This is a genomic window from Neobacillus niacini, assembly GCF_023715415.1.
Classification (GTDB): Bacteria; Bacillota; Bacilli; order Bacillales; family Cytobacillaceae; genus Neobacillus; species Neobacillus niacini_C.
On record NZ_JAMBOB010000013.1, the window covers coordinates 74926 to 87964 of the forward strand.

At 38.7% G+C, this 13039-nt stretch carries 13 protein-coding genes and 1 rRNA gene; all 14 read left to right on the forward strand.

Annotated elements, in window-relative coordinates; translation table 11 throughout:
• Positions 1 to 131: 131 nt before the first annotated feature.
• Entirely contained in the window at positions 132 to 1523 is a 1392-nt protein-coding gene (gene tilS, locus M3189_RS23400; RefSeq protein WP_251638598.1) for a tRNA lysidine(34) synthetase TilS, read from the forward strand.
• A gap of 23 nt (positions 1524 to 1546) precedes the next feature.
• Positions 1547 to 2095, forward strand: a complete 549-nt coding sequence (gene hpt, locus M3189_RS23405; protein ID WP_133372053.1) for a hypoxanthine phosphoribosyltransferase — start codon at positions 1547 to 1549, stop codon at positions 2093 to 2095.
• An 88-nt stretch (positions 2096 to 2183) separates the two neighbouring features.
• Positions 2184 to 4130: an ATP-dependent zinc metalloprotease FtsH gene (ftsH, locus tag M3189_RS23410; protein WP_251638601.1), complete on the forward strand. Its 1947-nt coding sequence runs from the start codon at positions 2184 to 2186 to the stop codon at positions 4128 to 4130.
• A gap of 113 nt (positions 4131 to 4243) precedes the next feature.
• Entirely contained in the window at positions 4244 to 5029 is a 786-nt protein-coding gene (locus tag M3189_RS23415; RefSeq protein ID WP_251638602.1) for a type III pantothenate kinase, read from the forward strand.
• A gap of 14 nt (positions 5030 to 5043) precedes the next feature.
• Positions 5044 to 5922 carry an Hsp33 family molecular chaperone HslO gene (hslO, locus tag M3189_RS23420; RefSeq protein WP_251638604.1) on the forward strand — a complete coding sequence of 293 codons (879 nt, stop codon included), beginning with the start codon at positions 5044 to 5046 and terminating at the stop codon, positions 5920 to 5922.
• Between the two features lie 21 nt (positions 5923 to 5943).
• Positions 5944 to 6819, forward strand: coding sequence for a peptidyl-prolyl cis-trans isomerase (locus M3189_RS23425; RefSeq protein WP_251638607.1), 876 nt, complete (start codon positions 5944 to 5946; stop codon positions 6817 to 6819).
• A gap of 153 nt (positions 6820 to 6972) precedes the next feature.
• Positions 6973 to 7899 carry a cysteine synthase A gene (cysK, locus tag M3189_RS23430; RefSeq protein ID WP_251638609.1) on the forward strand — a complete coding sequence of 309 codons (927 nt, stop codon included), beginning with the start codon at positions 6973 to 6975 and terminating at the stop codon, positions 7897 to 7899.
• Between the two features lie 107 nt (positions 7900 to 8006).
• A complete protein-coding gene (gene folP, locus M3189_RS23435; RefSeq protein WP_251638611.1) occupies positions 8007 to 8855 on the forward strand; it encodes a dihydropteroate synthase in 849 nt (282 codons plus the stop codon).
• Positions 8848 to 9207, forward strand: a complete 360-nt coding sequence (gene folB, locus M3189_RS23440) for a dihydroneopterin aldolase (protein WP_251638613.1) — start codon at positions 8848 to 8850, stop codon at positions 9205 to 9207. The genes folP and folB overlap by 8 nt, the downstream gene beginning before the upstream one ends.
• Positions 9208 to 9209: 2 nt before the next feature.
• Positions 9210 to 9737: a 2-amino-4-hydroxy-6-hydroxymethyldihydropteridine diphosphokinase gene (gene folK / locus M3189_RS23445; protein WP_251638615.1), complete on the forward strand. Its 528-nt coding sequence runs from the start codon at positions 9210 to 9212 to the stop codon at positions 9735 to 9737.
• Complete coding sequence (locus M3189_RS23450) at positions 9689 to 9895, forward strand: helix-turn-helix domain-containing protein (RefSeq protein ID WP_251638617.1); 207 nt, start codon at positions 9689 to 9691, stop codon at positions 9893 to 9895. The genes folK and M3189_RS23450 overlap by 49 nt, the downstream gene beginning before the upstream one ends.
• Positions 9896 to 9913: 18 nt before the next feature.
• Entirely contained in the window at positions 9914 to 10912 is a 999-nt protein-coding gene (gene dusB, locus M3189_RS23455) for a tRNA dihydrouridine synthase DusB (protein ID WP_251638619.1), read from the forward strand.
• Between the two features lie 206 nt (positions 10913 to 11118).
• Positions 11119 to 12603, forward strand: coding sequence for a lysine--tRNA ligase (gene lysS / locus M3189_RS23460; protein ID WP_251638621.1), 1485 nt, complete (start codon positions 11119 to 11121; stop codon positions 12601 to 12603).
• Between the two features lie 348 nt (positions 12604 to 12951).
• Positions 12952 to 13039 (forward strand): 16S ribosomal RNA (locus M3189_RS23465); the annotation flags it as partial.

The following is a 13039-nucleotide window of genomic DNA, read 5'->3' on the forward strand; positions in this document are numbered from 1 at the left end:
TTTCGTATAAAAGGGAAGGAAAAAAAGACCTAATCAATTAGGTCTTTGTTTTTGATACTTTTGTCATAAAAGTGGTAAGCTAGTGTTATTCAAAATAATTTTTACAGAATCTTTATAAGGAAGAATGCAAAATGTTAGAAGCAAAGGTAGCTGCACTACTCAATCGCCTCTCCTTTCAGATAGAAAATAAAAAAATGGTGGTTGGAGTTTCGGGCGGACCAGATTCACTGGCATTGCTTCACTTCTTGTGGATGCAAAGGGAAAAGAAAAACCTTTCCATTGTAGCAGCCCACGTAGATCATATGTTCCGTGGCCAAGAATCACTTGAAGATGCTTTATTCGTGAAGGCATATTGTGAACAAAGGGAAATTCCTTTTGAAATGGAACGAATAAATGTTCCTGAGATCATTAAGAAGACAAAGAAAAACTCGCAAGTGGCATCAAGACAAGCAAGATATGAGTTTTTTGAAGAGGTAATGAAAAAGTACAATTATGACTTTTTAGCTCTTGGTCATCATGGTGACGACCAAGTTGAGACTATTTTAATGCGATTGACAAGGGGGAGCGCTGGTGCTGCAAGAGCAGGGATTCCATTTACGAGACCTTTTGGGAATGGATTTATTTTTCGCCCTTTTCTTTCTTTAACGAAGGCAGAGATTGCAGAATATTGTCAGAAGCAAAATTTAGTACCTAGAATAGACCCAAGCAATAAAAAAAATATTTATAGCAGAAATCGATTTCGAAATGAAATTCTTCCCTTTTTAAAGGCAGAAAATCAACATGTCCATGAACATTTTCAACGTTTTAGTGAAGATATTCGGAATGATGAAATACTTCTACAGGAATTAACTGTCCAAAGAATGAATAAAGTAATGAAAATGGGCAATGGAAATAAAATTACCATTGACATAATCCCTTTTCTAGAAGTGCCAATTCCTTTACAAAGAAGAGGTATTCAACTAATATTAAACTATCTTTACAAAGTAATACCAGTGTCACTTTCTGCTTTACATATTGATGATATTCTATCTTTAATTCGACATCATCATCCTTCTGGAACACTTGATCTTCCCAATGGACTAAAAGTGATTCGTTCTTATTCACAGCTTTCTTTCCAATTTGAACTGAAAGCGAGTACACCTTATTCCTTTGAATTACGTGAACCTGGTGTGATTAATTTACCTAATGGGGCAAGTATTAGAATGGATGTAATTGATGATAAAGATACTATTGAAACAAAAGGATATTTTGCACTATTTCCTGCTGACAAGATTAAGCTGCCCATCGAGATTCGGACAAGAAAAATAGGGGACCGCATGAACCCGAAGGGAATGACGGGAACTAAAAAGCTAAAAGATATTTTTATCGATAGTAAAGTTCCTATTCAGGATCGAGATTCATGGCCAGTAATTACTGACAAAAGTGGATGGATTCTATGGCTTCCTGGAATAAAAAAATCTGCTATCGAAGGCATTAATAATCATTCAACAAGTCAGTATATACTACTCACATATAATAAGTAATGATCTTCTAGGAGGCACAATTTATGATGAATCAGGATATTGAAAAGGTGTTAGTTTCTGAAGAAGAAATTCAGGAAAAAATTAAAGTATTAGCTGCTGAATTAACAGAGGAATATAAAGATACTGTTCCTCTTGCTATCTGTGTTTTAAAGGGTGCAATGCCATTTATGGCTGATTTACTAAAACGAATGGATTGTTATCTAGAAATGGATTTTATGGATGTTTCAAGCTATGGTTCTGGTTTTGTTTCTTCAGGAGAAGTGAAAATCCTAAAGGATTTAGATACTTCAGTAGAAGGAAGAGACATTTTAATTATTGAGGATATCATCGATAGTGGCTTAACATTAAGCTATCTCTATGATTTATTCCGATACCGCAAGGCAAAATCAATTAAAATTGTTACCTTACTTGACAAACCAACAGGAAGGAAGAGTGCAATAAAAGCAGATTATGTAGGTTTTATTGTCCCAGATGAATTTGTGGTTGGATACGGTCTAGATTATCTCGAAAAATACCGAAATCTTCCATATATTGGAGTTTTAAAACCGGAAGTATATAGCGATAATCTTTAAGTGAAACTAAAAACAGAGTAATTTCAGAATTGGAATGATTTTCTATGATACTATCTAAAAAAGTTTTTATCGCGGGAGGAGGTAAGAGATGAATCGGATTTTCCGTAATACCATCTTTTATTTATTGATATTTTTAGTCATAATTGGCGTGGTAAGCTTCTTCAATGGAAGCAATGAACCTACGGATAACATTTCTTACAATGAGTTCGTAGCACATTTAGAAAAGAATGAAGTAGACGAATTTTCTATGCAGCCTGAACGTGGGGTATTTGAAGTTCGGGGGAAGTTTGAAAAAGAAATAAAAAGCGGTAAGAACTTCTTAACGTATGTACCAAACAGTGAGAAAATTCTAGAGCGTATTGATGCAGCCGGTTCTAAGGTAGAAGTAATGCCTGCAAAGGAAACAAGCGGCTGGGTGACATTCTTTACCTCCATTATTCCATTTGTGATTATCTTTATCTTATTCTTCTTCTTATTAAATCAAGCTCAAGGTGGCGGAAGCCGCGTTATGAACTTTGGTAAGAGTAAAGCCAAGCTTTACAACGATGACAAGAAGAAGGCTCGATTTAAGGATGTCGCTGGAGCAGATGAAGAAAAACAAGAATTAGTCGAAGTGGTTGAATTCCTTAAGGATCCTAGGAAGTTTGCGGAACTTGGTGCCCGTATTCCAAAAGGAGTACTCCTTGTGGGTCCTCCGGGTACAGGTAAAACGTTACTTGCACGTGCAGTAGCAGGTGAAGCTGGTGTTCCATTCTTCTCTATTAGTGGTTCTGACTTCGTTGAAATGTTTGTTGGGGTCGGTGCATCCCGTGTACGTGATTTATTTGAAAATGCAAAGAAAAATGCTCCATGTATTATTTTTATCGATGAAATTGACGCAGTCGGCCGTCAACGTGGTGCTGGTTTAGGTGGGGGTCACGATGAGCGTGAGCAAACCTTAAACCAATTACTAGTTGAAATGGATGGATTCGGGGCAAATGAAGGAATTATCATTATTGCTGCTACAAACCGTCCAGATATCCTTGACCCTGCGTTATTGCGTCCAGGACGTTTTGACCGTCAGATTACTGTTGATCGCCCAGATGTAAATGGCCGTGAAGCAGTCCTTAAAGTACATGCAAAGAACAAACCATTAGATGAATCAGTTAACTTAAAAAATATCGCTATGCGTACACCAGGTTTTTCGGGTGCAGACTTAGAAAACTTATTAAATGAAGCAGCCTTAGTTGCCGCTCGTCAGAATAAGAAAAAGGTCGACATGGAAGATATTGATGAAGCAACGGACAGGGTCATTGCGGGTCCTGCTAAGAAGACTCGTGTTATCTCTAAGAAAGAACGCAATATTGTTGCTTTCCATGAAGGCGGGCATACAGTAATTGGTTTAATCCTTAATGAGGCAGATATGGTTCATAAGGTTACAATCGTTCCTCGCGGTCAAGCAGGCGGATACGCTGTTATGCTTCCAAGGGAAGACCGTTACTTTATGACAAAGCCAGAATTACTTGATAAAATTGTTGGTTTATTGGGTGGACGTGTGGCAGAAGAGATTGTCTTTGGTGAGGTAAGTACTGGAGCTCATAATGACTTCCAACGTGCGACAGGAATTGCTCGTAAAATGGTTACTGAATTTGGTATGAGTGATAAGCTTGGAGTAGGACAATTCGGTCAGGCCTCCGGCGGTCAGGTATTCTTAGGTCGTGACATTCATAATGAGCAAAACTATTCCGATGCCATCGCCTTTGAAATTGACCTTGAAATTCAACGCATTCTTAAAGAATGTTATGAAAGAGCGAAAACGATTCTTACAGAGAATCGTGATAAACTTGACCTGATTGCTAAGACTCTTCTTGAAGTCGAAACACTCAATGCAGAACAAATCGAATATTTAATTAAAAATGGCCGTATGCCAGAATCTGCAGCTGAACTAGAAAGTGTTCAAGTTGATATGAAAAAATCAGATGACGTAAAGGTAAATATCAATACAAAAAAGGATGAAAATCCAACCAGCCAGCCATCTGAAACAGAGGATAAGTAATGTTTTTAAAAAGAGTGCTTACAAATAAGCACTCTTTTTTTTCATGATAAAAGTAATTATGATATGATGTTTGCAGAATGACATAAGAAAAATCAGAAAAGTGAGTGATTCTTTTGATTTTCGTATTTGATGTAGGTAATACCAATACTGTTTTAGGTGTATATAACGGGGAAGAACTTAAGTATCATTGGCGTGTTGAAACAAACCGAAACCGAACAGAGGATGAATTTGGGATGATTATTAAATCCCTTTTTGATGCTTCTGGTCTTTCGTTTTCACAAATAGATGGAATTATCATTTCTTCCGTTGTCCCGCCAATTATGTTTGCTCTGGAAAGAATGTGTAAAAAATACTTCCAACTCAGTCCGTTAGTGGTCGGACCAGGAATCAAAACGGGACTTAATATTAAATATGAAAATCCCAGAGAGGTAGGGGCTGACCGCATCGTTAATGCCGTTGCTGCTATTCATGAATATGGCAGCCCGTTGATTATTGTTGACTTTGGAACGGCAACAACCTATTGCTACATCAATGAACAGCGTCAATATATGGGCGGTGCCATTGCACCAGGGATTGGCATTTCAACGGAAGCGCTATATTCAAAGGCGGCAAAACTCCCTAGAATTGATATTTCCCGTCCTGAAGGTGTAATTGGAAAAAATACAGTAGCGGCCATGCAGGCAGGAATTGTTTATGGTTATGTAGGCCAAGTTGAGGGAATCGTTAGAAGAATGACGGATCAAAGTGAACAAAAGCCGACAGTCATCGCAACGGGAGGATTATCCGCGTTAATTGCCCAAGAATCCAAGATTATTGATATTGTTGATCCATTTTTAACTTTAAAAGGATTACAGCTAATCTACAAGAGAAATATGGATAACATAAAAGGAAGCAACTAGAAAGGAGTTACATAATGACAGATTACTTAGTTAAAGCTTTGGCTTATAACGGTCAAATTAGAGCATATGCGGTACGTACAACGGAAGTGGTTTCTGAAGCACAGCGCCGGCATCAAACATGGAGGACAGCCTCAGCTGCCCTAGGGCGCTCCCTAACAGCCGGAGTTATGATGGGTGCAATGTTGAAGGGTGAAGACAAATTAACCATCAAAATTGACGGAGGCGGGCCAATTGGTGTCATCTTAGTCGATAGTAATGCAAAAGGGGATGTCCGCGGCTATGTTTCAAATCCCCAAGTGGACTTTGAAGCGAATGAGCATGGGAAGTTAGATGTTCGCCGTGCGGTTGGCACTGAGGGTACACTTTCAGTTGTAAAGGATACGGGGCTTCGTGATTTCTTCTCCGGTTTAGTGCCCATCGTTTCAGGAGAATTAGGAGAGGACTTTACCTATTACTTTGCTACTTCGGAACAGGTGCCTTCCTCAGTTGGAGTAGGTGTCTTGGTAAATCCGGATGATACCATCCTAGCAGCAGGCGGATTTATCTTTCAATTAATGCCGGGAATAAAGGATGAAACCATTACAATGGTTGAAGAGCGCTTAAAAACGATTCCTCCGATTTCAACATTAGTAAAACAAGGACTTACTCCAGAAGAAATTTTGGAGGAGTTGTTTGGAAAAGATCAGGTAAATGTACTTGAAACAATGCCTGTTCAATTTCAGTGCGTTTGTTCAAAGAATCGATTTGCAGATGCGATTGTCGGACTAGGTAAAGGTGAAATTGAGGATATGATAGTTGAAGATGGACAGGCAGAGGCTCATTGCCACTTTTGTAATGAAAAATATCTCTTCACGAAAGAAGAACTTGAAGAACTAAAGAGTGAGGCAAAATAAAGAGCGCAGGGGGAGGAGGTTTTGAGACGAAAGAAGCTATGGACCGTTATTGCGGCGCTTATTTTATTGAATTGTCTAACGATTGTCTTTTTCCTCACAAAAGGGAAAGAAACAATTAATGACGAGGTCGTTGCAACCGTGGGGAAAGGTGAAATTACAAGGCAAGAGTGGCTTAATGAATTAGAGTCTCGATATGGAAAAGATGTACTTAGAGACATGATTGATCAAAAAGTAATTAATGAAATGGCAGCCAAGTATAAAATTAAGGTCTCAGAGGATGATGTAGAACGCGAATATAGAATCCTTCAAACTACATACAGTTCGCCAAGTGAAAACAAAAAGACCACGGAGAAAAAGTGGAAAGAGCAAATTCGTAATAGTCTTCTTCAGGAAGAAATCCTAACGAGAGATGTAAAGGTTTCTGAAAAGGAAATGAAGGATTATTTTGAACAAAATAAGGAGCTTTTTACCATTCCGAACGCCTATCATTTATCACATATTATTGTGAAGTCAAGTGATGAAGCTGAGAAGGCTATCAAGGAACTGTCTCAAGGATCGAGTTTTTCTGCGCTAGCAATGGAAAGGTCCATTGAAGAATTCTCTGCTAATGAAGGCGGAGACATCGGCTATATTATGGATGGCGAGGAAAGGTATCCTTCTGAATACCTTCATGCAGCGAAAAAGTTGAAAAAAGGTGCCTGGAGTGAGCCGATTAAAGTGGAACAAGGCTATGCCATTGTAAAGCTTGAAGGGGAAATGAAGGGTAGGCAGTATTCTTATAAGGATGTTAAGCAGCAAATACGCAGAGAAATTGCGCTTGAACAAATGAAAACTTCAGCCTCAACCACAACCTTTTGGGAAGAAACAAAGGTGGAATGGTTTTACGGGAAAAGATGAGCAAACTAAGAAAAGCACAGAAATATTTTTCTGTGTTTTCATTTATATCTTTGGGGTTTTTACACAGCAAAAGTATTGACAAAACTAGTAGGAAACTGATAAATTTACTATAATACCAATAAAAATACTCGGATTAAAGAAAGAGGTGCTCTAATGGTACGTGTAGCAAATTCAATTGCAGATTTAGTTGGTCAAACTCCTATTGTTAAGTTAAACAGATTAGTAGATGAAAACAGTGCAGAGGTTTTTTTAAAGCTTGAGTATTTCAACCCTGGAAGCAGTGTAAAAGATCGGATTGGTTTAGCGATGATTGAAGCTGCTGAGGAAAAGGGCTTAATTAAGCCTGGGGTCGATACAATTATTGAACCTACAAGTGGAAACACAGGTATCGGTCTGGCTATGATTGCAGCAGCAAAAGGATACAAGGCAGTTTTTGTTATGCCTGAAACGATGAGTTTAGAAAGAAGAAACCTGCTTCGTGCTTATGGTGCAGAGTTAGTTCTTACGCCTGGACCTGAAGGAATGAAAGGTGCAATTGCAAAAGCGAACGCACTTGCTGCTGAGCATGGATACTTTGTGCCTCAGCAATTTGAAAATGAAGCAAATCCTGAAGTTCATAGAAGAACAACCGGTAAGGAAATTGTTGAGCAAATGCCAGACCTAGACGCTTTTGTTTCAGGTATCGGTACTGGCGGTACTATTTCAGGAGCTGGAAGTGTTTTAAAAGAACAAATTCCAAATGTTAAAATTTATGCGGTTGAACCAACAGATTCACCTGTATTGTCAGGAGGAAAACCGGGTCCACATAAGCTTCAAGGGCTTGGAGCAGGTTTTATTCCAGCTACTCTAAATACAGATATCTATGATGAAGTTATTCAAATTACTGCAGATGAAGCATTTGAAGCATCACGCCGTGCAGCTAGAGAGGAAGGAATTCTTGGAGGGATTTCTTCGGGTGCAGCTATCTCTGCAGCATTAAAAGTAGCAAAAGAATTAGGAAAAGGTAAAAAAGTACTAGCGATTATACCTGATAATGGAGAACGTTATTTAAGTACACCTCTTTACCAATATGAGGACTAATTCATAACATAAGAGAGGTTTTAGCGAAGAGCTAAACCTCTTTTTTTTGCTTTAAAAAACATTTTTCTTGTATGATGTAAGAAGTAAAAAAACTAGTGGAGGTATTGATGGTGCATACATCTGGGGATTACAGTATTAAATGCGGGCCATATCAGTTAGACTTCGGTAAAAAAACCTATATTATGGGGATTCTAAATGCAACTCCTGATTCATTCTCGGATGGGGGAAAATACAATAATATAGAACAAGCGGTTGAGCGTGCCAAAGAAATGGTTGAAAATGGAGCGGATATCATTGATATCGGCGGTGAATCTACCCGCCCAGGATATACTGTTATTTCTGAGGAGGAAGAAATTGAGCGTGTAGTTCCAGTCATAGAAGCCATAACTAAACATGTGGGTGTGCCTATCTCGATTGATACATATAAAGCAAAAGTTGCTCAAAGTGCAATTGAAGCAGGGGCCCATATTATTAATGATATTTGGGGTGCAAAGGCAGATGAAGGAATGCCGGCAGTCGCTGCAAAATACAATGTCCCCATTATCCTTATGCATAATCGAAATGATCGAGACTATTCCTTATTCATAAGAGACGTGTTAAATGATCTGTACGAGAGTATTACCATCGTAAAAAAAGCAGGGGTACGAGATGATCAGATTATACTAGACCCAGGCATCGGGTTTGCTAAAGACTTTAATGAGAACATTTTAATGATGCAAAACCTAGATACACTTACAGCCCTCGGCTACCCTGTCCTTTTAGGAACATCAAAAAAATCAATGATTGGACAAGCGCTTGATCTTCCCGTAAAGGAAAGGATGGAAGGGACTGGGGCAACAGTTTGTTATGGAATTCAAAAGGGATGTCAGATTATCCGTATACATGATGTTAAGGAAATGAGCAGAATGGCAAAAATGATGGACGTTCTAATGGGGAAGGGTGTCAGCTTTGGATAAAATATTTGTAAACCAAATGGAATTCTACGGGTATCATGGTGTCTTTCCTGAGGAAACAAAACTTGGCCAGCGCTTTATTGTAGATTTAATGGTGTTAGTAGATTTGAAAAAAGCTGGTGAAAGTGATGAGCTAGAGTATTCGGTGAACTATGGCGAATTATTTCAGGTGTGTAAAGAAATAGTGGAGGGGAAACCGTATAAGCTTGTTGAAGCCGTAGCGGAAAGAATTGCACAAACACTTTTGAAGCAATTCCCTCTTGTTTCTGAAGCAACTGTAAAGGTTATTAAACCTGATCCGCCGATACCTGGACATTATCGTTCTGTTGCAGTTGAAATTACAAGGAGAAGATAAAAATGGGAAATACAGCATTTATTGCCCTTGGATCTAACATCGGAAACAGGTATGATTATTTGACGAAAGCAATTGAGCAACTCACAGTTCATCCTGAAATTAATATGGTAAATATCTCCTCAATCTATGAGACGGATCCTGTAGGTTACGAAGATCAAGATTTATTTTTAAATATGGTGATGGAGGTAACGACCTCACTCCGTGCCCATGAGTTACTAGATGTATGCTTGAAACTTGAATTAGAACTTGGAAGGAAAAGGGAAGTTGTATGGGGGCCAAGAACAATTGACCTTGACATTCTTCTCTATAACCAAGAAAATATTGAAACAGAGAAACTAATAATTCCACATCCACGGATGCTAGAGCGGAATTTTGTCATGATTCCTTTATCGGAGATTAAACCTAGCATCATTATTCCAAATACAGAGAAACCACTTGAAGCATTGATCAAAGAATTACCTAACAAAGAAGGAGTCCGAGTATGGAAGCGGAAAAATGGGGAAGACGTATTCGAGCCTATCGGAAGCTAAAGGGTTACACACAGGAAAGCTTCGCGAAGGAACTTAGTATATCAGTATCAATTATTGGAGAAATCGAAAGAGGCAACCGCCTGCCTACAGGTGAGTTACTAAAGAAAATTGGTCAAACCTTAAATATTACAATAGAGGAATTATCACCTAATGAATAGAATGGGAGGTAATAGTGCTTGTTAAAAATCGGGAATATTGAATTAAAAAATCAAGTCGTTTTAGCACCGATGGCTGGTGTCTGTAATTCTGCCTTCCGTCTAACGGTAAAAGAGTTTGGTGCTGGTTTAGTTTGTGCGGAAATGGTTAGTGATAAGGGAATCGTTTTGAAGAATGAAAAAACGATGAATATGCTTTACATTGATGAACGAGAAAAACCACTAAGCTTGCAAATCTTCGGCGGTGAACGGAAAACACTTGTGGAAGCCGCACAATTTGTAGATAAAAATACAAATGCAGATATTATTGATATCAATATGGGCTGTCCTGTTCCGAAAATTACAAAGTGTGATGCAGGGGCAAAGTGGCTGTTAGACCCGGATAAAATTTATGAAATGGTTTCAGCTGTCGTTGAAGTTGTTGAAAAACCAGTAACGGTTAAAATGCGTATGGGCTGGGATGAGGACCATATTTTTGCTGTCAAGAATGCACAGGCTGTAGAAAGAGCGGGCGGTCAGGCGGTTGCTCTTCATGGGCGTACGCGCGTTCAGATGTATGAAGGTCAAGCGAACTGGGATATCATCAAAGAGGTAAAGCAATCCATCAATATCCCGCTCATTGGGAATGGTGATGTCCAATCCCCGCAGGATGCAAAAAGAATGCTTGATGAAACTGGTTGTGATGGGGTTATGATTGGGAGAGCAGCTTTAGGAAATCCATGGATGATTTATCGTACGGTTCAATTCCTAGAAACAGGTAAACTAATGGGGGAGCCTTCCGTTCGTGAAAAAATGGATGTATGTATTTTACACTTAGACCGTCTAATTGCTTTGAAAAATGAGCATATAGCGGTAAGAGAAATGCGTAAACATGCAGCTTGGTATTTAAAAGGTGTAAAAGGCAATGCAAAAGTAAGAAATGCGATAAATGAATGTAATACCCGTAATCAGGTGGTTACCTTGTTATATGATATGGTCGCTGAGATAGAAGAAAAGGAAAGCCGAGTAATAGTTGGCTAAAGTTGACATAATACTACTCTTTTTCTATAATAACCTTGTTTAAACGCATGACTGCCAGTGAAGTACTGGCAGTTTTTATTTATAATGGTTTTTTTGATGTCTGAATTAGCAAGTTTGTGTAAAATAATAAAGTATGTAGAAAAGTGAATGTGTATAGCATGTACCAGAGGTTTACATAAAAAGAAAGTAATTGGAGTTGATTGGGTATGAGTCAAGAAGAATTAAATGACCAGCTGCAGGTCAGACGTGATAAAATGAACGCTATGCGTGAAAGAGGGCTAGATCCTTTTGGGAAGCGTTATGACCGTTCTCATACTATTAAAGAATTAGTAGAGCAATATGCAGAATTAGAAAAAGAAGACCTTGAAGCGAAGGATGTTTCTGTTACTCTTGCAGGCAGGATCATGACGAAACGTGGTAAGGGGAAAGCTGGATTTGCTAATATTCAAGATCTCACAGGACAGATTCAAGTATATGTTCGAGTTGATGCGATTGGTGCGGAAGCTTATGAAGTATTTGATTCCTCTGATTTGGGAGATATCATTGGTGTAAAGGGTACTTTATTTAAAACAAAGGTCGGTGAACTATCTGTAAAGGTTCAAGAGTTTGAGTTTTTGACAAAGGCTCTTCGTCCCCTTCCGGATAAATTCCACGGGCTTAAGGATGTAGAACAGCGTTACCGTCAACGTTACCTTGACCTCATTATGAGCCAGGATAGTAGATCTACGTTTATTACACGAAGCAAGATTATTCAATCGATGCGTCGTTATCTAGATAGCCATGGTTACTTAGAGGTGGAAACACCAATGATGCACTCTATTGCAGGTGGTGCGTCAGCAAGGCCGTTTATTACTCACCATAATGCACTTGATATGGAACTTTATATGCGGATTGCCATTGAACTACACCTCAAGCGTCTGATCGTTGGAGGACTTGAAAAAGTATACGAAATTGGCCGTGTCTTCCGTAACGAAGGTGTTTCTACTCGTCACAATCCAGAATTTACGATGATTGAGCTATATGAGGCATATGCCGATTACCAGGACATTATGAGTTTGACTGAAAATCTAATTGCCCATATTGCTAAAGAAGTATTGGGAACAACTACTGTCCAATACGGGGAGTATGAAGTGAACCTTGAACCAGAGTGGAAAAGATTACACATGGTTGATGCGATAAAAGAATTTACAGGTGTAGACTTCTGGAAACAAATGAGTGTAGAAGAAGCTCGAGAACTTGCTAAGGAACATGGAGTAGAAATTACAGAACATATGCTATATGGTCATATTGTTAACGAATTCTTTGAGCAAAGGGTTGAAGAGAAGTTAATCCAGCCTACTTTCATTTATGGTCATCCAGTTGAAATCTCACCACTTGCTAAAAAGAACGAAGAAGATTCAAGATTTACTGATCGGTTCGAGTTATTTATCGTTGCTCGTGAGCATGCAAATGCATTTACTGAGTTAAATGACCCAATTGATCAAAGAGAACGTTTTGAAGCGCAATTAAAAGAGCGTGAGCAGGGTAATGATGAAGCGCATGAAATGGACGAGGACTTTGTAGAGGCTTTAGAATACGGAATGCCACCTACTGGCGGTTTAGGAATCGGAATTGACCGTATTGTTATGTTATTAACAAATTCTCCATCTATTCGTGATGTATTATTATTCCCGTTAATGCGACACCGCTAAAATGAATTAGCTCACAAAGCACCAGGGGACTGGTGCTTTGTTGTTTTATAAGGATAAGAAGTTTGAAAATTATTATTTTAATATATAAGATAAATATCGTGGAAAAGCTATTGCACAGGTTCAACAATGATGGTATATTAATATCTGTTGTTGCGAAACAAACAAACTTCTTATAAAGAAGTTGAAAAAAGTTATTGACATCTAGTTGATAACTTGGTAAGATGATAAAGTCGCTTTTGGCGAAACAAATAATTGCTCTTTGAAAACTAAACAAACAAGAACGTCAACAAACAATTTTTTAGCTTTTTATAAAAGCTAAGCCAACGTAACAAATGAGCTATATCAACTTTCTTGGAGAGTTTGATCCTGGCTCAGGACGAACGCTGGCGGCGTGCCTAATACATGCAAGTCGAGCGAACCAAGAGGTGCTTGCACC